Origin of the sequence: Streptomyces sp. SID1328, from assembly GCF_009865595.1 — a bacterium.
GTDB classification, from domain to species: domain Bacteria; phylum Actinomycetota; class Actinomycetes; order Streptomycetales; family Streptomycetaceae; genus Streptomyces; species Streptomyces griseoluteus.
The window spans coordinates 1-19,469 of sequence record NZ_WWKH01000413.1; the positions used below are offsets into that span (position 1 = coordinate 1).

Here is a 19,469-nt window from a genome sequence, read left to right on the forward strand (position 1 = left end):
ACCGCCGACACCGTCCGGGCCGCCGCCGCCCGCCTGGCGCCCTGCGACTCAGCCGATCCCCATCCCAACCGCAGCTGGTACGGCCTCGTCGGCACCCACCTGTACTACGTGGTCGACCTGGTCGAAGAAGCCACCGGCGCCAGGGATGTGAAGGTGAAGACGGCCCGTCTGAGCCTCGCCGAACTCGGGTTCCCCGTTTTCGCCCTGGCCTGGAACACGCTGCTGACCCAGGGCCACCCCGGGCACACCGGCTGACTACTTCCCTGCGCCAGCCGCCGCACGAACCCGGCGTCTGCCCGGGAGTCGGCATCTCGTCAGCGCGTATCAGCCTGCCGAGAAGCGGGCAGGGTGCCTGCCGGTTTCCCTTGTTGGTCGGCAGGCGCCGCAGGGGGTGTCGTTGTTGCGGAGGCTGTGGGTGGTGTCGTTGAGCTGGTAGGAGCGCAGGTCGCCGATGGTGCCGCCCTCGCGTCCGACACAGACGTGCCGGCCGAAGTAGTTATCCTTCGATGACCACGCCGATCAGACGGCTCCCGCACCAGGACATCACCCCGACCCAGCGGACGATCGACCGGGCGCTGTCAGCGGCGCGAGCCCCTGTCGAACGAAGCGTCGCGCGACTGAAGTCCTGGCAAATCTTCCGCCGGGCACGCTGCAGCCCCCAACCAGCACAGTCACAGTTGTGACTTAGAGCTCTAGTTGGCCCGTCCGGTCAGATACGCGCTCAGTACTCGGTGGAGCCGCCCCACAGCGTCCCATACGGTCGGTTCATGATGATCAAAACGGGAGGCCCCCGCAGGCTCGGCGTCCCTTCCTCCGAGGCGCGGTTGCACTTTGATGCGGAACTGCAGGAGCTCGGCGGCGGGCCGCGGCGCCGCTTGCTCATGGTCGACGACGAGCCTGCCTTCGAGCTCAGCTTCTACTGCGGAACGTGCCCGCTCCTGTTTCGCCGACTGGAAACCGCGAGAGCAAGGTTGTCCCTGGAGAGCATGCAGGAACGGCTCAGCGGGCCACTGGACGATCCGGATGACGGCGGCGTGATCGCTGCGTTCGGCGTGTTGCTGCCGGAGGGCGAGTACCTTCCGCTGCTCCTGAGCGTGGAACCCCAGCTGATCATCCCCGGCAAGGAAGGTGACTACTTCAGCGATGAACAGGTCGCGTCGTGGGGGATCGACCAGTTCTGGGGCCTCCCGGAGTACCCGCACACCCCGTACTACCGGACCTTCGAGACCGCGGTTGACACGGACGCCCACCTCTACGAATTCGTCGTGCCAATGGTTCCTCCGACCTGGAACGACAGGGAGCGTGTCGAGAAGTACATCGCGCTCATGGAGCAGGGAACGGCCCCCACGGCAGTGGCGATCTCCACGCTGGACGTGTGCCAGCCCGACAGCAGCTTCGGAGATGACCCCTCCGTGCACTGGGGCCTGACCCACTTCCTCCTCGACGGCCACCACAAACTGGAAGCTGCTGCCGCGGCCGGCCGGCCGGTGCGGCTCCTCTCCCTCCTGACCCTGGGCGAGAGCCTCGCCGGAGCAGACGACCACGCCCGGCTGCCCGCGCTGCGCGCCCAGTCCCGCACTGCCCGAGCGACCGGCACCTGAACCAGCGCCGAGGACCACGTTTGCGGGCCAACAACAGCACACACCCGGGTCGACTAGACCGCTAATGAGCCAACTGAAGCAGTAAGTCACAAGTCACATCAGTCACCCTCCTAGGACTCCCGCGAGGTCCAGAAATCGCCATTTCGGATTTCCGCCGCTCGCCCGCGCCTAGGCCGTTACGTTCGGATCACGTGATCGTTGGTCGGGGCGCGCCGTTGGCTGACGCTCAGTGGACGAGGCTCGAGCCGTTGTCACCGGACTGGACGTCCAGGCAGGGTAGTCGGTGGCTAGGGCCCCGGGAGGTCATCGATGCGATCGCTGAGGGGATCTGAGTGCACGGGTACACGTCCCCCTGGTGATGAGCGGTTTGAAGTGGAATAGGCCTTGTTCCGGAGCGCAAGGTCGGTCGAGGCCATGCGTCAACCACACAGCGACGTTCCCTTCCACGTCGACGCAGTCCGGAGGTTGTTGAAGGGCGCGCGAGGGAAACACTGAGGGGGTGTACCTCGACCGGTCCGAGATCAACTGTGTTGCACAGAAGTGGGGTTGGCATGCACCCACGCATCCGACGGACAACGAAGAGAGCGACCGCTGTCGCAGCTATCCTCGCGGCGACGGCGGGTTTGAATCTGGCAGGCGCACCCAACGCGGCTGCCGCCGATCGGGCCACGTTCGACGTCAGCGTAGGTGCGACCTACTACCGCGGCACGTTTGACTTCTACAACCGATCGGTCGTTGTCGACGGCGTCCTGCGGGGCCTGAGCACCGGATGCCGCAGGGGAGGGGCGTGGGCTTACGACGCCGGCGGCAATCCGCTGGCCCACAAGACTACGTCCCTCGTGTGCAACGGGGCCGTGGAACGGGACATCCCGCTCAGCTGGGACGTGCAGGGCGCAGCCTCCTCGGTCGTGGTCGACCTTCTCGACGCCGACGGTAAGCTCCTCAAGTACTGCGTTGCCACTCGCGGAGACGAGTACTGCGAGGTGACCTAGTCGAGGACACCAAGGACGGTGTCAGGGCGGCACAGCGAGCAGGCCGGGACCTGCTCGCGGAGCGCGTCGACGGCCTGCGTCCGGGTGATGCCGGTCCCGGCCGTTCGGGCCGGACGAGGAGGCGCGGCCGCCGACAGGAACGACGGCAGGGGAACCGACGGCTGCGCCGTCCTCGCCCGGCGGCCAGCGCGCCCCCCGCCGTCTCCGCCGCGCCGTCCGGTTCGGGCGGTGCGTGGGGCGTGGTCGGGCCGGCAACAAGTTGCCGGTCACCGGCTCGCTGAACAACGTGCGCGGTCAGTTCTTCACCGACTACAACCTGCTCGCCGCGGGGTCGGTGCTGGTCGCGCTGCCCACCGTGCTGCTCTTCCTGATCCTGCAGCGGCACTTCATCGCCGGGGCTCACCCTCGGCTCCGTCAAGGGCTGAGGCGCCCGCCTGGCGGGAACGCGGGGCGCCGGGCAGCCGCAGCGTGCCGTCGGGAATCGACGGGCGGGGCCGCGCCGCCATGCTCACGCCTTGAGCGACCGGATCGCCTCCAGCACCGAGACCATGTCCGAGCCGCCGCGGCCCAGTTGGACCGTGGTGTCGAACAGCGCGTAGCAGGCGTCAAGCAACGGGGTCGGCACCCCGGCCTCCCGCGCCGCTTCGAAGATCAGGCGGTTGTTCTTGAGCACGTCACCGGCGGCCGCCTGGGCGGCGAGATCCCCGGTCACGATCTTGTGGAGCTTCGTCCGCGACACGTCGCTCGCCATCGGGCCGGCGTCGTGCACCGCAAGGAACCCCTCCATGTCCAGGCCGTGCCGTTCGGCGAAATGGGCGGCTTCCGCCAGCCCGGTCACCATGGTGATCAGGAACAGGTTGATGGAGAGCTTCATCAGCAGCGCGCCCGGCACCGGGCCGCAGTACTGCGTCTGACGGCACATCGGGTCCAGCAGCGGCTCCACCGCGGCCGCCGCCTCGGCCTCGCCCGCGAGCATCGCGACCAGCCGGCCATTGCGGGCCGGCTCCCTGGACCCGGAGACGGGGGCCTCGACGTAACGGCCGCCCGCCGCCTCGATGTCCCTGCCCAGCCCCTTGGAGTAACTCGGTGACGTCGTGCCCATGTGGACGACCGTGCGCCCCGCGATGTCCAGCCCGAATCCGGTGGGCTGCCGCTCCAGGACGGCGTCCATGGCCGGTTCGTCGGCGAGCATGAGGATCACCGTGTCGCACTCGTCGAACACCTCGGCCGCGCTTCCGGCCACCTGCGCGCCCGCTGCCTTCAAGGACCCGGTCCTGCCGGCGGTGCGGTTCCACACGGTGAGCGATGTGCCGGCTCGGGCGAGATTCAAGGCCATCGGCTCTCCCATGAGCCCCAGTCCGATGAATCCGACCTTGGTGACTGTCTCAACCGCCATGACCCCTGCTCTCGGACATACCGCACACGTGTCTGGGCCGCTCCGGCCACCCTGCGGCCCGCCGGCTGACCACCCGGCCGCATGGGTTGCTATGACAGCTGTCATGACGCATGATGCCTATGACAGCTGTCATGGTCAAGCGGTGCCCCGGCATAGGGAGCGAGTGTGGCGGACATCCTCTCCGGGGCGACTCCCCGGGAATGGCCCCGGCTGATGTGGGAGCTGTACGAGCCGGTGCACGACATCGTCTACTTCGCACCCCAGGCCCGGCAGGCCGCCGACGAGGCCGGGATGCGCGGCTTTTGGATGGGGTACTTCGGCATGCGGGCCGCCCCGCTCGGGCCCGTCGGCCCAGCCGTGGTGACCAGCTGCTTCTACGTCTTCCACCCCGACCGGGTGGCCAGGGCGGTGCCGGACGCCTGGCGGTACGCGAGCCCGTGCGACCTGCTGGCGGCCCGCGAACGCGCAGTGGACGGTGCGATGCGGCAGCTGTTCGGCGATCAGGTCGTCACCGGTCCGCAGATCGCCGAGGCGGCGGACCTCGCCTGGCAGGCGGCCATGGCGGCCGACACAGCGGGCCGAGTGCTCGGTGCGGCCAACCAGGCGATCGAGCGGCCCGCTCAGCCCCACATCCGGCTCTGGCAGGCCCTGACCACCCTCCGTGAGCACCGCGGAGACGGGCACATCGCCGTACTGGTCGGCCACGGTATCGGACCGCTCGCCGCCCTGGTGCTCAAGGCGGCCGCAGGAGAGTCGGACGGCACGGCGTTGCGCGAGGGCCGCAAGTGGGATCCGGGTGCCTGGCAGGCCACCGAGGCGGAACTGCGCGCCCGTGGCCGACTGGACGCGCACGGCCGCCTGACCGCTGCCGGAGCCGCCGAACACGTCCGCATCGAGGACGAGACCGACGCCGCCGCAGCACGCCCATGGCAGGCCCTGGGCAAGGACGCCACCGAACGGCTTGGTGAACTGCTCAGACCGCTGGCCGAGCAGGTGGCCGGCTCCGGCCTGATCCCGGCCGACAACCCGGTCGGACTCACCGGCACCCGGCTGGGCGGCACCCCCGGTGCCGCACCCGACCGCCTACCCTGACACCCGAAACGGCGCAAGGGAGACGACATGGCACGGACCGAGTGGTCACCGCGGGAGCGGATCGTGTACAGCGCCGCACAACTGATCCGAATACAGGGGGTGAACGCCACCGGGGTCCGGGAGATCGTGGAACGCGCCGACGCCTCCCGCGGTTCCCTCCAACACTACTTCCCGGGCGGCAAGGAACAGCTGGTGCGCGAAGCGGTCGACTGGGCGGGCCGGTTCGCCGGAAGCGCGGTCGGGCGGTTCCTGGCCGACCTCGACCCACCCACACCCTCCGGCCTGTTCGCCGCGATGGCCGATCAGTGGCGCAGCGAGTTCCGGCGCTGCGGGTACGGCCGCGGCTGCCCAGTCGTGGCGGCCACCGCCGAGACCGCTGCCGTCAGCGACGGCCTGCGCCGGGCCGCCAGCGCCGCCTTCCATACCTGGCAGGAGCCTGTCCGCGACGCCCTGGTGTCGATGGCGGTCCCGCAGGCGCGGGCGGACTCGCTGGCCGTCCTGATGATCAGCGCCCTGGAAGGCGCCATCATCATGGCAAGAGCCCACCAGGACACCGGTCCGCTCGACACCGTCGTCGCCGAGCTGACCCCACTGCTCGACAACGCTGTACCACCGCCGAAGTGAACACCGCCCAGCCCGGCCGGCAACGGAAGGAAGCCGCATGATCCTCGACGGCCTGCGCACCCCGATCGTGCTCGCGCCCCTGGTCGGAGGCCCGTCCACGCCGGAACTGACGGCTGCCGTGAGCAACGCGGGAGGCTTCGGCTTCCTCGCGGCCGGCTACCTGAGCGCCGAGTCGCTCGACCAGCGCCTAGCCGCGACCCGCAAACTCACCGAAGACCCGTTCGACGTCAACGTGTTCGTCCCCGGCGAGCCGTCCGCCGGCGGTGACGTCCGCCGCTACGCCGACCGGCTCGCCGGGGAGGCACGCCGCGCCGGCGTCCCGCTCGGCGAGCCCAGGTACGACGATGACGCCTGGGCGGCCAAGCTGGACCTGCTGCTCGATGAGCCGGTGCCGGTGGTGTCGTTCACCTTCGGCTGCCCGAGCGCCGAGACCGTCACGCGGATCCACGACGCGGGCAGCGAGGTGTGGGTGACAGTGACGTCCCCGTACGAAGCCGCGGAGGCGACCGCGGCGGGTGCCTGACGTCCTTGTGGCGCAGGGTGTCGAGGCCGGCGGCCACCGCGGAGGCTTCCGCGACGACGCACTCGGCCGACGCACCAGCCGCCTACCCGGAGGTGCACCATCTGACGGCACCGCTGCGCCAGGCGGGCCGGACGGCGGGCGACCCGGACACCGTCAACCTGTGCCCCTGGCACGCCTGACGGTCAACCTGGCCGCAGCCGACCTGGTCCGCAGGCTCGACGGGGAGATGAGGGCTGCCCGGCACGCCGCGCTCACCACGGCCGGTGTCCCCGGAGGGGACTGACCTGCCGCAGGGCGCGGCGCTACCCATGACCGGCAGCCGGGGATGTGGCCGCCGCGCCACCGGCGCCCCACCGCCGGCCGGATGACGAGCAAGGTGGCGGGAACGGCCCATTAACCGTTGCGGGCGGGTGGTTACCCCGTTGTCCCGGCACCGGGCGCCTGGCAGACTCCAGCCGGATCTTCGATCACCGGGGCGACCGGTCTGGGGGCGGGCATGACCAGGGACGGCATCAGCCGACGGAGCTTACTGCAGGCCACGCCAGCGGTGCCGGCCAGCCGCCGCGTCCTCACGTACACCGCCGGTACCGGCGCCTCGGTGACCGCCTCGCCCACCGGGGACCGGCTCATTGTGGAGGTGCAGGGAACACCCAGTCGAGCGCAGTGGTCCTGGTCTGCTCGCTCATTGACTCCACCGTCCTGCGCGTCGGCGTGCCGGACCAGGGCGTTCGGAAGTACGTGTCCCGTGACAGACGATCTTGACGGTTTGCCAAATGATCTTGATCGCTGGACTTCCGGCGCCCTCGGTGAGCGTGGAGGACTGACAAGGGTGCCGCCGAGGGTCTTCCTTCGGCAGCACCCTTGCGGACCTGGCGGTGTCCCGCGCGTCCGTGTGGCTGACGAGGGCAGTCCAGCAGTCTCGCTCACCAGCTGGGGTCGAGTCTCAACACAGCGTCCTTGCCAGCCATCCACCGGTCGAACTCCGCGTTGGTCACGAAGATGGGTTGGCGGCCGGCCACTTTGCGAACGGGCTCAGTAGGCGTAGATCGACGTCGCCTTGATCCGCCTATATGCGCCCCATGTCGTGCACAAGGTGGTGCTGGACTTGTTGTACTGGGTGCCGTGTGCGGCGATCCGCCAGCCCGGGTAGGCGATAAAGCCGCCGCCTTTCTTGTATAGACCGCCGTTGTTGCCCATGGTGTAGCCCTCCAACAGGTAGTGGTACCCGGCTGCGGAACGCAGGTACACGCACCCGTCGGCGTGCTGGTAGGTGCCGTAGAACGTCCCCGTCCGGGATGCGGCCGCTGTCGGCGTGGCCGCCGCCCGGACGGGGACGGCCGTTGCCGGCACCGCGGCACCCAGCATGAGGGCCAACGTGCCCGCGGCCAGGGCCGCTGTCTTCCCCTTGGTCATGTTTCCTGCCTTCTCCGGTGCTCCGCGTCGAGGGGCTCCGGCGTTGGGGTGAGGCGATGCCAGTGGATCACGAGGCGAAGGCGGGGTCCTCGCCCCGCCGTTGCGAGACACGGGTCAGCTGGTGCTGTCCCACTTCCAGCTGCTGCAGTTGTCCGGCTCCAGAGGAATGCTCACGCAGACGCGGTACTTGATGGTCTGGCCGCCGGTGAAGCTGCGGTTGAAGTCTGCGTAGGTGTGGCAGCCCTTGGAGTTGCGCAGCGTCTGCATGCTCGCGCCGGCCCGCTGGTACTGGGCGTAGGACGAGAAGCCGTCGCAGAGGGTGTCGGACACCCTGAAGTCGTCCGTGCTGCTCCAGTAGTTGACGCGGGCGGCCTCCTTGCCCAGGTAGTACGCCGAGGTCTTGCCGGTCGCGGACGCCGAGCCGATCTGGAGGAACGACAGGACGCCGATCGAAGCCACGGCGACTGCCGCGCGAGTGAGATGCCGGACGGACATGGTGGTGCTCCTTATGGTCTGAGATGCGGGTGTGCCGGATCCCTCACCACACCCCCCGTGGCTGCGGTGGGTCCGGACGGCGACGGGCTGGTCAGCCGGTGGGGATGAGGTAGTAGCAGTAGTGGCCGGCTCCGCCGTAGTAGGTGTCTCCGGTGAGTTGTGTGCCCTCGATCAGATGGTTTCCGGTGGCGGGTCCGACGATCCCGTCGGCGTCGCCGCCCATCCAGGCGTCCTGCGCGCGCCGGACCCAGTAGTCGGTCCAGTTGCCGAAGATGCCGTCCTCCGCCATAGGCCGCGAGTGATAGCCGTCGACGTGCCACTTGGCGGCCCAGTCGTTGATCAGGTGCTGCACGCACCACACGGCGTGTGGGTTGTTGTCGTAGCCCATCGCGATGTTGGGTGCCTTGGCCGAGGCGGTGGGCGCGAGGGCCAGCGTGCCGGCGGCTACGGCCGCGCTCACGACGCCGACCACGACGAGTCGGGACCTGGTCCGTGCGGTAGGCATGGTTGCCTTCCTTCGTTTGGGGAACCGCGCGGCTGCCAGCGGCCGGGTTCAGGGGACGTCGGGGGTGGTACGGGCTGGGCATCGCCGCCCTGCTTGTGCCACCGAGCTTGCGCCGCCGGCGCAACTTCGTGCCACAGCTGGTCGGCAAGTGCCGAAACGGCGGGACAGTGCCTCCGTGACCTGCAGTGATGCGCGGTGGGACGGGATATTGCGGGACGCTGGCCGGATCAAGCCGGTGCGGGACCCGGAAGGAGCGGTGGCAGGCCCTTTCTCAGTACTGTGGTCAGCCAGCACGGCACGTGTGAGAAATGGAAGCGGATCATGCCACGGTGGAAGGCGCTCCCGGAGGCTTTGGCTCCATCGGTGCACGAACTGTTCCTTCGGCTGCGGCAGTTGAAGGACGCGCGGGAGCTGAGCCTTGCTCAGATAGCTGCCAAGACTGGGTACAGCACCTCTTCCTGGGAGCGGTATCTCGCAGGCCGCAGCCTGCCGCCGCGCCAAGCCGTCGAAGCTTTCGCCCGCGCGTACAGCGCGGATCCGGACCGTCTGCTGGCGCTCCACGAGGTCGCCGCCGACGCCTGGGCCAGGGCCGCCGTGCCGGAGCAGCGGACCGCCACGCCACCCGGCGCACCCGCCGACCCGCCGGCTCCGCAGCGCCCCCGGCGCGGTCGGAGGGTGCGGATCGCCGTGGTCGCGGGCGCGCTGGTCATGTCCGTCGCGGCTGTGCTGCTGGCGGTACGGCCGTGGCATGACAGCGATCCCGCCGCCCCACCGAGCTACGTCTGCCGGATCTCACGTACCGACGGTCTCTGGTACGCGGGCCTCAGCCGCACCCGGACCGACCTCGTCCAGCAAGGCATGGCCGGGGCGGAGGTCGCCGAGATCCAATGCCTGCTGAAGCGCGCCGGCTTCCCCCCTGGAGACGTCGACGGGATCTACGGAGACCTCACCCAGCGGGCCGTCAGGAGGTTACAAACGAAGCACCACCTATCCGTCGACGGCGTGGTCGGGCCGCATACCTGGGAAGCCCTGCGCGGATGACGGCGACCGGCGGGAAGGGAGACGAGGCGGCGACGGGAACCAGGGAACTGCCCCCGGAGACCGCCCGCCTCGTCCGGGGTCTGCGCGACCTCCGTGACCGCACCGGTCTCAGCCTGGCCCGCCTGGCCGAGGAGACCCGCTACAGCAAGTCCTCCTGGGAGCGGTACCTCAACGGTCGGACCCTGCCACCGCGCCGGGCGGTCCTCGCCCTGTGCTCGCTAGCCGACGAACCGCCCGCGCGGCTCGTGGCGCTGTGGGAGCTCGCTGGCCGGTCCGGCAGCACGGCGCCCACCACGGCCCCGAGCGCCCCGGCCGCGGCAGAACCACCACCGACGGCTCAACGGCACCTGCGCACGCCGGTGATCGCCGCGGTCGCCCTCGGCTACGCCGTCGTGGCCGGACTCGTCGTCGCCCTGTGGCCCGGTCCGGGCGGGTCCTCCCAGCCAGCCCCGCGGTGCCACGGCGCCGCCTGCGAGGGCAAGAGCCCGGCCAGCACCTTCTGCGGACTGCAATCGACCACGCTCGCAACGATCCACGCCACAAACGGAGCAGAGCTCGACGTCCGCTACAGTCCGCGGTGCGAGACCGTCTGGGCACGCGTCACCCAGTCCCAGGTGGGCGAGCAGATCGACATCACCGTGCCCGGCGGCCACATCCGCGCCGCCCAGGTGACCGACCAGCTCGACGCACAGGCCTACGTCTACACCCCCATGGTGGCCCTCGGCTCTGGACGCGACGTACGCGCCTGCCTTACCCCCGTGCACGGCGGCGTTCGCCAGTGCTTCACGGAGCACGTCCCGCACTGACACCGACGCCGGCCACCGGCCTCAGCGGGTCGACTGCGCTCCCCCGCGTTCAGGAGTTGGCCGGATCTCGCTGTGGGTGGGCGGGTACCGTGCATGACAGTGCCCCGGCTGCTTTCCTCAGCCGGGGCACTGCTACGTCCGGACGGCTACTGTGCTGTCCTCACTTCTTGGTCGTCATTGACGGGCAGAACGTGCCCTGCGCGAACCCGTAGAACGCGTCCACCTGAGCCTGCGTGCCCCCAGTGCTCTTGTCGTCCTCCTTGTAGAACTCCCACGTCTCCTTACCCGAGGCAACCGATTCGCAGTGGTCACCAATGACCGTGGCGAACAGCTTGGCGTCCCCGGTCTTGAATGGCGCATCCGCGTAATTGTTGGCCACGGCGACGGCCGCCAGGCGCATCACCATCGCATCGGTGATTCCGTGCTCGTCCAGGTAGTCCTGCACGGAGGTGTCCTCGGTCTCTTCCGCTTCGGGCTCCGGGGTGGCCGGCTCTTCCGTCTGGGGTTCCACGACCTCGTCGGGGGTGCTGGCGCTGGCGGGTGTGGAGTCGCTGCTGCATCCGGCGAGCAGGAGTGCGCTGGTTGCTAGGGCGGCTATGGCGAGATGTCTCATGCGGGGGAAGCCCTCACTTCTGCTTGTTGTGGCGGTCGATGGTAGTGAAGAAGGTGTCACCAGCCCGCCAGGCATCCGGTAGCCTTTCACCTTCCCGAGGCCCGGCCCCTGCGGCTGGATCGGCGCCTGCATGCCGTCCGGCTACCAGCCCTCCCGGGCTGAGCGGGGTGGTTCCCTCGTTGGGCGGCAAGCGAAGCCCTACCGCACCGTTCGTCGGACGTCCAGGATCGGGCTCGCCCGACCGCGAAGCGGCGCCGTAGGCGTCCTGGACGGCCGGCGGGCGGTGTGGTGCCCTCCGGGTGCCGCCCGACGAGGGGGCCACCCCGCGACCCACCACCATCTCCACCACCCACACACCGGCACCCAAGATCCCCGCCCCCACACCCACCCTCCGCAGGGTGGCCGGGGTGTGGGGCAGAGCCCCGCAGTCCTGAGGCGTTGTCAGTGACGGCTGCCATCATGGCCCGTTGCAGCGATGCGAGGGGGAGGCATCCATGCCTTGGGTACGGCCATACGTGCGCTCTGACGGGACAGAACTTGCTGGTACCGGGCGGAGCCGCGTGGAAGGCATGAGCCCATGTGGATGCTGCCAGAGCCGATGCTCGCGGAACCCGTAGCAGGGGTGTGACCGAGATACGCGCCAAAGGGGCAATGGGATGATCTTGAAGCCCTGAGCGCCGTCGGCCGTCACCCATTCGGCTCAGTGTCGTTGGTGGTGATGTTGAGCGTCGTCTGGGGCCTGGGGTGGGTTGTGACATCGATTGAACGGACCGCGTATCCACGATTCAAGCGGCTGATCACCGCGCATGAGCTGCATCTGTTCTTCTCCCCGAGCCGCGATGAGCTGGAGTGGGCGGCTGATGCCACGGACTGTGATGAGCATCTGCTGGCCCTGCTGCTGATGCTGAAGTCGTATCGGCGCATGGGGTGTTTCCCGGCGCTGGAGGACGTCCCGGAGATGGTGGTGGACTTCGTCCGGCGCGCGGTGGAGCTGCCGGGGGGCACGCTGCCGGTGTACCGGGCGGAGCGGACCGCCAAGCATCACCGGGGCCTGGTCCGCAAGCGGGCCGGTGTGACGTACGACCAGGCCAAGGCCCGGCAGATCGTCGAGCAGTCGATCCGCAAGGAGGCCGCGGCGAAGAACCGCCCGGCGGATCTGATCAACATCGCGCTGGAGAAGGCGGTGGAGGCCGGGCTGGAGCTGCCGGGGTTCTCCACCTTCGACAAGATGGCCTCGAAAATCCGCACCGAGGTGAACGCTTCGATCTGCGCGGGTATCCACGACCGCATGAGCGCCGCTCAGCGGGCGGGGCTCATGCGGCTGCTGGAGAAGCGCGACAGCGACGGGACGACGCTGTTCAACCGGCTGAAGAAGCCCGCCAAGGGCCCGACCTGGTCGCACTTCAAGAACCTGACCAAGCGTCTGGAGTGGCTGGACGAGCTCGGCGACACCGATGTGTGGATGGACGGGGTCGCCGCGGGGAAGATCACCGACTTTGCCGGGGAGGCGGACGCGGCGGACGCCTCGGAGCTGCGGGACTTCGTCCCCGTCAAACGCATCGCGCTGGTCGCCGCTCTGACGCACAAGGCGAGGATGCGGGTGCGGGACGACCTGGCGACGATGTTCTGCAAGCGTGTGGCGACGAAGATCAAGAAGTCGAAGGCGAAGCTGGAGGAGATCCGGCTCGCCGAGCGGGAGATCGTCGAGGCTCTGATCGGGAACTACCGCACGGTGCTCAAGCACATCGACGAGGGCGGCCCGGCCCAGGAGGCGCTCACGAAGGCCGCGGCCATGACCGCCGAGGCCCGCCAAGCCCTGGGGGCCTGGACGAGGAGGCGTCGGTGGACGAGGTCGCGACGCGGCTGGAGGGCAGGGTCTCCCCGGCGGTCCTCGCTCTGGTGAAGGCCCAGGTGTTGCAGGCCGACGGATTCGGCGCGGTCACCCGCGCGGTGGAGGGCTTCGGTGGGTTCGCGAAGCAGTACGAGCAGATCGAGAAGGTCTCTGCCCATCACGCCAACTTCTGGGAAGTGCTGCTGTACGGGCAGATCGGCCGGGACCGGGCGGTGATGTTCGACCTGGCCGACAACGACAAGCTGAAGTTCACCGCGATCAGCGAGGACAGCCGGGTACTGGACGCCCTCGCGCACGCCCAGCGGCACCAGGCGGCCCGCGGCGAGTACATCACCGCCTTCAACGAGGAGGGCAAGGAGGTCGACATCTCCTTCGCCACCCAGAACTGGCGCAAGGCCGTGGTCGACAAGACCCGGACTGGGCAGTTCGTGCGCAAGCACTTCGAGGCGATGGTCTTCACCGCGCTCGCCGAGGAACGGCGCACCGGCGACGTCGCGGTGGTCGGCTCGGAGGAGTACGCCGACTGGTCCGAGCAGCTGCTGGCCTGGGAGGTCGTCCAGGAGACGCTGGGGTCCTACCTGGTGGAGGTCGGCCTCGCCGAGGCGGGCGAGAGCACCGATTTCGACGCGACGTTCTTCCGCCGGCAGCTGGAGGACAAGCTGCGAGGCGCCGCAGCGGCAGCGGACGCCGGGTACCCGGAGAACGACGGCCTGGTCATCGATCTGGAAACGGGCATCCCGTCGCTGAAGGCGCACCGGGCTGACGGCCAGCGGCCCTCGGCGAAGCGGCTGGAGCAGGAGATCAAGGCGAGGATGCCGGAGCGTTCCCTGATGGGGATCGTGGCCCGGACCGCGTACTGGGTGGAGTGGTGGCGCCGTTTCGGCCCGCCGTCGGGCAACGAGCCCAAGCTCACCGACCCCTTGGGCCGCTACGTGATCGTCACGTTCGTCAAGGGCACCAACATGGGCCCGTACGAGGCCGCCCGGCACATCCCCGGCGTGAGCGGGCACGAGCTGTCGTACGTCGCCAACAAGCACTTCTCGATCGTGCTGCTGAACGAGGCGATCGCCGACCTGGTGAACGCGCACGCCCGCCTGGACATCTCGCAGGCGTGGGGCGACGGGACCGCGGTGGCTGCGGACAGCACCCACATGGACACCTATCTCGACAACCTGCTCTCCGAGACGAGCGTCCGGTACGGCAAGCCGGGTGGGATCGCCTATCACCACGTCTCGGACACCTACATCGCGCTGTTCACGCACTTCATCCCGTGCGGGGTGTGGGAGGCCGTCTACATCATCGAGGGCCTGCTGAAGAACACCAGCGAGGTGCAGCCGACCACGGTGCACGCGGATACCCAAGGCCAGAGCTTCCCCGTCTTTGCGCTCGCCCACCTGCTGGGCTTCGACCTGATGCCCAGGATCAGGAACTGGAAGGAACTGACCTTCTACCGGCTCTCCAAGCAGACGGAGTACGTGCACATCGACGCCCTGTTCGGCGAGCCGGGCAAGAACGTCATCGACTTCGACCTGATCGAGTCCCAGTTCCGCCACCTGATGCGCGTGGCCGTCTCCGTACGCGAGGGCACCATCTCCTCCTCCACACTGCTCAAACGCCTGCGCTCGGGCTCACGAAAGAACGCCACCTACGCCGCTTTCCGCGAGGTCGGCCGCGTGATCCGCACCGTCCAGCTCCTGCGCTACCTCTCGGACGCGCCGCTGCGCCGGCGGGTGACCGCGGCGACCAACAAGGTCGAGTCGTTCAACCGGTTCTCCCAGTGGATCGGCTTCGGCAACCGCGGCGTCATCGCCGACAACGACCCGATCGAGCAGGAGAAGGCGATGAAATTCAACGCCCTGCTCACGAACATGGTGATCTTCCACAATGCCCTGGACATCGCCGAGATCATCCGTCAGCTGCTGGAAGAAGGCTGGGAGATCGACCCCGAGGACCTGGCCCACATCTCGCCGTACCTGACCGAGCACGTCAACCGGTTCGGCGAATACAGCACGCACGAACTCGGTATCCAGCCGGAAGCGTACGACCCGAAGCTTGACGTCGACTTCACCCCGCTCCGTGAGCAGAGTCTGATCGCCGCCGGCCTCGGTCAGGCCGCTTGACCCAACGTTCTCGCCTACGCGGCCGCCCTATTTTTTGGATCGGGATGCGGGTCGGCTATGTGGTGGGCCGCAGGAAGCGGACGACGGCGTCTTTCTCCATGTCGACTTCCCGCTGGATCTGAGGGGGGACAGGTTCGAACGCATTCACCTTGATGGAGCGCGCGCCGGAGCCACGGCTCCAGGTGGCGATGGCCAGGCCGTCGGCGATGACGGTCGGCCGGATGAGGCCGCCTCCTGGCCAGACGCGGGCCTGGTGGAGAGCGGGGACGGACATCTCGCGAGTGCGGTAGCCGATCAGGTAGTTGTCGTAGGCGGGCAGCATGCGAACGTCTGGAGTGTCAGACGGGCCCGGGAGTTCCTCCACCCGTCCGGCGAGCATGGTCAAGCCGCCGTACTTGGTGATCACGCCGGATTCCGCCAGCAGTTTCCAGGCCCTGCGGGCCCAGGTGACCGGCAGCCCGGACCAGGCGGCGAAGTCCTCCAAGGTGGCGGGGGCGTGCGCGGCCAGGTAGCGACGGGCCAGCTCGGCGAGAGCAGCGCCTTCCTCCCACCGGGCGCCCCCGGTGGTGGGCAGCCAGTCGTCGAGCAGTACATACGTGGCCTCACCGGCGCGCTGCGGACCGTGACAGAGGACGGCAGTGAGTGCCGCGTGGCGGATCAGGTGGAAAGGCTCCTGCCCGTCCGGCGAGATACCGAGGGTGGTGAGGTGCTCGGTCAACTCGGCTCGGGTAAGCGGGCCGTGCGCGGCGAGAACGCGCCGGATGAGATAGTCGGCGCGCTGGCGCAGATCATCGTCCAGGCCCAGCTGCTGGTTGCGGCAAGAATCCGCGGGGACAGCAACCGCAACACCCAGCGGGCGTCGTCGCTGGGAATGGTGTGCAGGGTGCCGCGCATGTACCAGCCGCGGACGATGCTCCGCTTTTTCTCGTATGCCGTGCGGATGGCCTGGGCGGTGATGTCCCGGCCGCGTACCCGGATGCCCAGGTCGGCGGCCGTGGCGTCTTGGGCCTGGATAGCGAATACCCGTCGGACGACCGCCTCGGCAGAGTCCTCCCGTGCTCCGCCGGTCAGGGCCTGCGCACAGGCCCGCAGCCGGAGGACGCTCTCGTGGTCAAGCATCGGGCTGTGCCTCTCAGCCAGCGCGGTCAGGAAGCGGCCTTGTCGAGGATGTCGGCGAGTTCGGCGGGCGCGGACAGCATCGGCCAGTGCCCGGTGGGCAGGTCGAAGCGCCGCCACGGCGGCTGGTTCAGGTAGGCCAGCATCGGCACCCCGGCATCCAGCAGCCCCGTGAAGTCATGGCACGCCACCAGGACACGGTCCACACCGGGACGGGGCTCGGCCGGGCCGGCGAGACGCTGGGTGAAGGTACCGAACGGCTGAGGGATGGCACCCGTGCGCAGAGCGTCCAGCTGGCCCTCATCGAGCCCGTCGAGGCTGCTGGACATGCCCAGGACCTCAAACGGCGGCATCGGCAGCCGCCACCCGTCGCCAGACGCGTCGACCTGCTGGCGCAGCTGGTCCGCTGCCTGCGGTGGCATGAGGTCGAGCATGCACATGCCCGCGGCAAACGGGGCGCTGTCCACATAGACCACGCGCTCCAGCCGGCCACTGAGACGTCCGGCTGCCCCGGTCACTGGAGCAGCCGCGTAGCTGTGGGCGACCAGCGTGACGTCGCGCAGATCGTTCCGCTCGACGAAGCCAGTGATGTCCGCGATGTGCGTGTCCAGATCTGTCTCGGGTCCGCCCTGGTCTGCGTGCTCGGCCAGGCCCGTCAGTGTCAGCGGCAGCGCCGTGTGACCACGCTCCTGCAGAGCGCGAGCGGTGTCTTTCCAGGCCCACGCCCCGAGCCAGGCGCCGGGAACGAGTACGAAGGTGGCCATGTGATCTCCCAGAAGTAGGTGCTGCGGGGAGCGTAAAGTTGATACAGGACACAATCCGCCCTGAAATGCCGAGTGACCAATGTCGCATCCCCTCACCCGCGTGCTGACCCTGCTGGAACTCCTCCAGTCGAACGCCCGGCTCAGCGGGGCGGAGCTGGCAGACCGCCTGGACACCGACGTCCGCACCGTGCGCCGCTACACGGCCCACCTACGCGACTTGGGCATCCCCGTGGAGGCCGAACGCGGCCGCTACGGCGGCTACCGACTGGCCCGCGGCTACCGCATGCCACCTCTGGTCCTCACCAACGACGAGGCTCTCGCCGTGGTCCTTGGCCTGCTCGCGGCAGAGCGTCTGGGCATGGGGACTGCCGCGCCGGCCAGTGCCGGTGCTCTGGCCAAGATCGAGCGGGTGCTTCCGCACGCCCTGCGCGAACCGCTCGCCGCCATGCGGGAAACCCTGTCCTTCACCGCCAACGCCGTGATCGGTCAGGCACCCGGAACCGGCGTCCTGCTGGCACTGGCCCAGGCCTCCCGCGCCCGCGCGACCGTCGGTATCAGCCACCAGTCCTGGCGCCAGGAACACACCGAACGCGACATCGACCCCTACGGCGTGGTCTTCCACACCGGCCGCTGGTACGTCGTCGGCCACGACCACCTCCGCGACAGCCTGCGGACCTTCCGCATCGACCGCATCGCCTCCGTCACCCCCCGAGCCGACAGCTTCACCGCACCCGACGGCTTCGACTCCGTGGCCCACCTGACCTCGACCCTCGCTCAGGGGCCATACCGCTGGCAGGTCGAGGTGACGATCCATGGCCCCCTCGATGAGATCGCCCGCCGGCTGCCCCGCTCAGCGGTGACCCTCACCGCCCAGCCCGCTGGCGTTCTCATGCACGCACGGGCAGAACGGCTGGACGGCATGGCCCACATGCTCGCCTCCCTGGAGTGGCCCTTCACCATCCACCATCCCGACGAACTACGGCAGGCGCTCAAGAATCTGGCCGCCCAGCTCACCGCAGCCGCCCAGCGGAGACCGGAAGAACTACCGCAGTAAATGCCGGATTTACTGCGGCAGAGCCCCTACCGTGATCACCGCGACCTGCGGCGGACCAATCCAGCCGCCGGGGCGAGGTGTACGCATTTACTGCGGCAGTGCCGGAAGGGTGGGGGCAGCGTGACGATCGAACCGGCGACCGAACGCGGGAGCGGGGGCGCACTTCGGTTGCCGCACGCTCGGGTCGGGCCCCTGTCCGCCCCGCCGTCGTCGTACACCCCGGCGGTCGAGCGGTACCTCACCGGGGCGGGCGTCGCGAAGTCCTCCGCGCGGGTCTACCGGATCTCGCTGACGACGTGGGGGTGGATGCTTGCCGGGGAACCGGCGCCGACCGGTCCGGCCCGCCGGGCCGCGAAGCCGCCCGTCTTCCCCGTCGCCGCGATCTGACAGTGCCGTGGAAGACATAGGCTCGCTTGTCGTACCTCGTAACCACAGCCCGGAAGTTCTTCAGGGCAGGTCCCGGGCAACGTCCCGCAGGCGCTCACCAACACCTGCGGGACCGGCCTCGGGATTCGCTGACGGCTTCCTGGCTGCATGGACGGTGAGTGATCGATGTAGACGGCTCACCGCTGGCTCGGCGGCTGTAGGAAGATCCCGGTATGGATACCTGCGACAGTCATCAGACCGTGCGGTCGCCGCGGTTGCGGCCCGGGGATCGGGTGCGGATCGTCTCTCCAGCCAGTCCGCCCAGCCGCGAGGGAGTTGCCCGTGGCGTCGAGGTGCTGAAGTCATGGGGGCTGCGGGTCGAGTTGGGCGAGCACGTCTTCGACCAATGGGGGTACACGGCCGGGCGGGATGAGGATCGCGTCTTCGACCTGAACGCCGTGTTCACTGACTCCGGAGTCCGCGCGGTGATTGCCACCCGGGGCGGTAAAGGCGCCTACCGCATCGTCGACGACCTGGATATCGGCGCCCTGCGGCGCGACCCAAAACCCTTGGTCGGCTTCAGCGACATCACTCACCTCCATCTTGCCCTGTGGGCGCGAGGCGGTCTGGCCTCGCTACATGGCCCGTTCGCCAACTGGAGCGACGAATAGTCCGGGCTGGCGTCAGCCGAAGCCCTTCGCCGCGCGCTGATGACCACCGATCCTGTGATCATCCAACGGGACACCCGCCAAGCCAGCGCGGCGGTCGCCGTTGAGGGTCTGCCGACCGGTGTCTTGGTCGGCGGCAATCTTGACGCGATCCGCACCGAGGCCGGAGCCGGTCTGCCGAGCCTTGAGGGGGCGATCCTCTTTCTCGAACACCAGAGAGGCACAGGGCTGGGAGAGGTCGACCGCGCACTGACTCAGCAGACCCGTACTGGGGCCCTGGAGGGGTTGTGCGGTGTCGCACTTGGCCAGTTCCTCGGCTTTGACCAGGATGCCGATGATCCAACCCTGGGGGGATGGGGCATCACCGACGTCCTGCGCGACCGGCTGACGCGCCTGGGTGTTCCCGTTCTCGGTGGACTCCCTGCCGG

24 protein-coding genes and 2 pseudogenes are annotated in these 19,469 nt (G+C 69.0%); 16 read left to right on the forward strand and 10 right to left on the reverse strand.

From position 1 onward, the window contains the following. The 4 genes and pseudogenes from GT030_RS12215 to GT030_RS12235 all read left to right on the forward strand — a co-directional run. Nucleotides 1–255 (forward strand): hypothetical protein (locus GT030_RS12215; protein WP_161201123.1); only part of this gene is annotated, 255 nt, incomplete at its 5' end. 251 nt (nt 256–506) lie between these two features. Then, a pseudogene (locus GT030_RS12225) lies at nt 507–683 on the forward strand (transposase family protein); the annotation flags it as partial. 84 nt (nt 684–767) lie between these two features. Then, complete coding sequence (locus GT030_RS12230) at nt 768–1,601, forward strand: hypothetical protein (protein WP_202460002.1); 834 nt, start codon at nt 768–770, stop codon at nt 1,599–1,601. Nucleotides 1,602–2,152: 551 nt separating this feature from the next. Continuing rightward, nucleotides 2,153–2,593 carry a hypothetical protein gene (locus tag GT030_RS12235; RefSeq protein WP_161201125.1) on the forward strand — a complete coding sequence of 147 codons (441 nt, stop codon included), beginning with the start codon at nt 2,153–2,155 and terminating at the stop codon, nt 2,591–2,593. On the opposite strand, the gene GT030_RS36365 is transcribed toward GT030_RS12235, so the two are convergent. After that, on the reverse strand, nt 2,590–2,742 hold the full coding sequence (locus GT030_RS36365; protein ID WP_346009619.1) for a DUF6233 domain-containing protein: 153 nt from the start codon (nt 2,740–2,742) through the stop codon (nt 2,590–2,592). The two genes, GT030_RS12235 and GT030_RS36365, sit on opposite strands and share 4 nt — an antisense overlap. Nucleotides 2,743–2,843: 101 nt before the next feature. Between GT030_RS36365 and GT030_RS36370 the strand changes: the two are divergent. Further along, nucleotides 2,844–3,018, forward strand: a pseudogene (locus GT030_RS36370) (carbohydrate ABC transporter permease); the annotation flags it as partial. An 83-nt stretch (nt 3,019–3,101) separates the two neighbouring features. Here GT030_RS36370 and GT030_RS12245 read toward each other — a convergent pair. After that, nucleotides 3,102–3,989 (reverse strand): NAD(P)-dependent oxidoreductase, encoded by an 888-nt coding sequence (locus GT030_RS12245; RefSeq protein WP_161201126.1) that lies wholly within the window; start codon nt 3,987–3,989, stop codon nt 3,102–3,104. A 165-nt stretch (nt 3,990–4,154) separates the two neighbouring features. Between GT030_RS12245 and GT030_RS12250 the strand changes: the two genes are divergently transcribed. The 4 genes from GT030_RS12250 to GT030_RS37115 all read left to right on the forward strand — a co-directional run bounded on the left by GT030_RS12250 (nt 4,155) and on the right by GT030_RS37115 (nt 6,511). After that, nucleotides 4,155–5,081 (forward strand): hypothetical protein, encoded by a 927-nt coding sequence (locus GT030_RS12250; RefSeq protein ID WP_346009616.1) that lies wholly within the window; start codon nt 4,155–4,157, stop codon nt 5,079–5,081. A 27-nt stretch (nt 5,082–5,108) separates the two neighbouring features. Continuing rightward, nucleotides 5,109–5,705, forward strand: coding sequence for a TetR/AcrR family transcriptional regulator (locus GT030_RS12255; protein ID WP_161201127.1), 597 nt, complete (start codon nt 5,109–5,111; stop codon nt 5,703–5,705). A gap of 37 nt (nt 5,706–5,742) precedes the next feature. Beyond that, nucleotides 5,743–6,228 carry a nitronate monooxygenase gene (locus tag GT030_RS36375; RefSeq protein ID WP_237522334.1) on the forward strand — a complete coding sequence of 162 codons (486 nt, stop codon included), beginning with the start codon at nt 5,743–5,745 and terminating at the stop codon, nt 6,226–6,228. Between the two features lie 160 nt (nt 6,229–6,388). After that, entirely contained in the window at nt 6,389–6,511 is a 123-nt protein-coding gene (locus tag GT030_RS37115; protein WP_272920688.1) for a hypothetical protein, read from the forward strand. Between the two features lie 749 nt (nt 6,512–7,260). Here GT030_RS37115 and GT030_RS12265 read toward each other — a convergent pair. From GT030_RS12265 to GT030_RS12270, 3 genes are all read right to left on the reverse strand, one after another. Then, nucleotides 7,261–7,641 carry a hypothetical protein gene (locus tag GT030_RS12265; RefSeq protein WP_161201128.1) on the reverse strand — a complete coding sequence of 127 codons (381 nt, stop codon included), beginning with the start codon at nt 7,639–7,641 and terminating at the stop codon, nt 7,261–7,263. 114 nt (nt 7,642–7,755) lie between these two features. Continuing rightward, nucleotides 7,756–8,136: a hypothetical protein gene (locus GT030_RS35620; protein ID WP_202460003.1), complete on the reverse strand. Its 381-nt coding sequence runs from the start codon at nt 8,134–8,136 to the stop codon at nt 7,756–7,758. Nucleotides 8,137–8,227: 91 nt separating this feature from the next. Then, nucleotides 8,228–8,641, reverse strand: a complete 414-nt coding sequence (locus GT030_RS12270) for a peptidoglycan-binding domain-containing protein (RefSeq protein WP_161201129.1) — start codon at nt 8,639–8,641, stop codon at nt 8,228–8,230. A 279-nt stretch (nt 8,642–8,920) separates the two neighbouring features. On the opposite strand from GT030_RS12270, the gene GT030_RS12275 reads away from it, so the two are divergent. Then, nucleotides 8,921–9,682 carry a peptidoglycan-binding protein gene (locus GT030_RS12275; protein ID WP_346009617.1) on the forward strand — a complete coding sequence of 254 codons (762 nt, stop codon included), beginning with the start codon at nt 8,921–8,923 and terminating at the stop codon, nt 9,680–9,682. Next, nucleotides 9,679–10,488: an XRE family transcriptional regulator gene (locus GT030_RS12280; RefSeq protein WP_161201130.1), complete on the forward strand. Its 810-nt coding sequence runs from the start codon at nt 9,679–9,681 to the stop codon at nt 10,486–10,488. The genes GT030_RS12275 and GT030_RS12280 overlap by 4 nt, the downstream gene beginning before the upstream one ends. A 160-nt stretch (nt 10,489–10,648) precedes the next feature. On the opposite strand, the gene GT030_RS12285 is transcribed toward GT030_RS12280, so the two are convergent. Further along, a complete protein-coding gene (locus GT030_RS12285; protein ID WP_161201131.1) occupies nt 10,649–11,233 on the reverse strand; it encodes a hypothetical protein in 585 nt (194 codons plus the stop codon). Between the two features lie 619 nt (nt 11,234–11,852). Here GT030_RS12285 and GT030_RS12290 point away from each other — a divergent pair. Together GT030_RS12290 and GT030_RS37355 are read left to right on the forward strand one after the other, a co-directional pair. Beyond that, the gene (locus GT030_RS12290; RefSeq protein ID WP_161201132.1) at nt 11,853–13,004 is read left to right on the forward strand and encodes a DUF4158 domain-containing protein; all 1,152 of its coding nucleotides are present in this window, start codon (nt 11,853–11,855) and stop codon (nt 13,002–13,004) included. Then, nucleotides 12,944–15,073: a Tn3 family transposase gene (locus tag GT030_RS37355; RefSeq protein WP_161201133.1), complete on the forward strand. Its 2,130-nt coding sequence runs from the start codon at nt 12,944–12,946 to the stop codon at nt 15,071–15,073. Before GT030_RS12290 ends, GT030_RS37355 begins: the two co-directional genes overlap by 61 nt. 55 nt (nt 15,074–15,128) lie before the next feature. On the opposite strand, the gene GT030_RS12300 is transcribed toward GT030_RS37355, so the two are convergent. The 3 genes from GT030_RS12300 to GT030_RS12305 are packed head-to-tail and all read right to left on the reverse strand — an operon-like array spanning nt 15,129 to nt 16,953. Continuing rightward, complete coding sequence (locus tag GT030_RS12300; protein WP_346009620.1) at nt 15,129–15,878, reverse strand: winged helix DNA-binding domain-containing protein; 750 nt, start codon at nt 15,876–15,878, stop codon at nt 15,129–15,131. Next, nucleotides 15,788–16,192: a crosslink repair DNA glycosylase YcaQ family protein gene (locus GT030_RS37360; RefSeq protein ID WP_346009618.1), complete on the reverse strand. Its 405-nt coding sequence runs from the start codon at nt 16,190–16,192 to the stop codon at nt 15,788–15,790. The genes GT030_RS12300 and GT030_RS37360 overlap by 91 nt, the downstream gene beginning before the upstream one ends. 26 nt (nt 16,193–16,218) lie before the next feature. Continuing rightward, nucleotides 16,219–16,953: an alpha/beta fold hydrolase gene (locus GT030_RS12305; protein ID WP_161201134.1), complete on the reverse strand. Its 735-nt coding sequence runs from the start codon at nt 16,951–16,953 to the stop codon at nt 16,219–16,221. Nucleotides 16,954–17,032: 79 nt separating this feature from the next. On the opposite strand from GT030_RS12305, the gene GT030_RS12310 reads away from it, so the two are divergent. From GT030_RS12310 to GT030_RS12320, 3 genes are all read left to right on the forward strand, one after another. Then, nucleotides 17,033–18,007, forward strand: a complete 975-nt coding sequence (locus GT030_RS12310; protein ID WP_161201135.1) for a YafY family protein — start codon at nt 17,033–17,035, stop codon at nt 18,005–18,007. Nucleotides 18,008–18,127: 120 nt separating this feature from the next. Continuing rightward, on the forward strand, nt 18,128–18,394 hold the full coding sequence (locus GT030_RS12315; protein ID WP_237522335.1) for a hypothetical protein: 267 nt from the start codon (nt 18,128–18,130) through the stop codon (nt 18,392–18,394). 212 nt (nt 18,395–18,606) lie between these two features. Continuing rightward, nucleotides 18,607–19,044: an LD-carboxypeptidase gene (locus tag GT030_RS12320; RefSeq protein WP_161201136.1), complete on the forward strand. Its 438-nt coding sequence runs from the start codon at nt 18,607–18,609 to the stop codon at nt 19,042–19,044. Nucleotides 19,045–19,056: 12 nt separating this feature from the next. On the opposite strand, the gene GT030_RS36385 is transcribed toward GT030_RS12320, so the two are convergent. Further along, nucleotides 19,057–19,469 (reverse strand): hypothetical protein (locus GT030_RS36385; protein WP_237522336.1); only part of this gene is annotated, 413 nt, incomplete at its 5' end.

Coding starts and splice junctions, on each gene's coding strand:
- GT030_RS12320 (WP_161201136.1), top strand. CDS start 18,607: ATGGATACCTGCGACAGTCATCAGACCGTGCGGTCGCCGCGGTTGCGG.
- GT030_RS12230 (WP_202460002.1), top strand. CDS start 768: ATGATGATCAAAACGGGAGGCCCCCGCAGGCTCGGCGTCCCTTCCTCC.
- GT030_RS12245 (WP_161201126.1), bottom strand. CDS start 3,989: ATGGCGGTTGAGACAGTCACCAAGGTCGGATTCATCGGACTGGGGCTC.
- GT030_RS12255 (WP_161201127.1), top strand. CDS start 5,109: ATGGCACGGACCGAGTGGTCACCGCGGGAGCGGATCGTGTACAGCGCC.
- GT030_RS37360 (WP_346009618.1), bottom strand. CDS start 16,192: ATGCTTGACCACGAGAGCGTCCTCCGGCTGCGGGCCTGTGCGCAGGCC.
- GT030_RS35620 (WP_202460003.1), bottom strand. CDS start 8,136: ATGTCCGTCCGGCATCTCACTCGCGCGGCAGTCGCCGTGGCTTCGATC.
- GT030_RS12280 (WP_161201130.1), top strand. CDS start 9,679: ATGACGGCGACCGGCGGGAAGGGAGACGAGGCGGCGACGGGAACCAGG.
- GT030_RS12265 (WP_161201128.1), bottom strand. CDS start 7,641: ATGACCAAGGGGAAGACAGCGGCCCTGGCCGCGGGCACGTTGGCCCTC.
- GT030_RS12285 (WP_161201131.1), bottom strand. CDS start 11,233: ATGCAGGCGCCGATCCAGCCGCAGGGGCCGGGCCTCGGGAAGGTGAAA.
- GT030_RS12270 (WP_161201129.1), bottom strand. CDS start 8,641: ATGCCTACCGCACGGACCAGGTCCCGACTCGTCGTGGTCGGCGTCGTG.
- GT030_RS12310 (WP_161201135.1), top strand. CDS start 17,033: ATGTCGCATCCCCTCACCCGCGTGCTGACCCTGCTGGAACTCCTCCAG.
- GT030_RS12235 (WP_161201125.1), top strand. CDS start 2,153: ATGCACCCACGCATCCGACGGACAACGAAGAGAGCGACCGCTGTCGCA.
- GT030_RS36375 (WP_237522334.1), top strand. CDS start 5,743: ATGATCCTCGACGGCCTGCGCACCCCGATCGTGCTCGCGCCCCTGGTC.
- GT030_RS12305 (WP_161201134.1), bottom strand. CDS start 16,953: ATGGCCACCTTCGTACTCGTTCCCGGCGCCTGGCTCGGGGCGTGGGCC.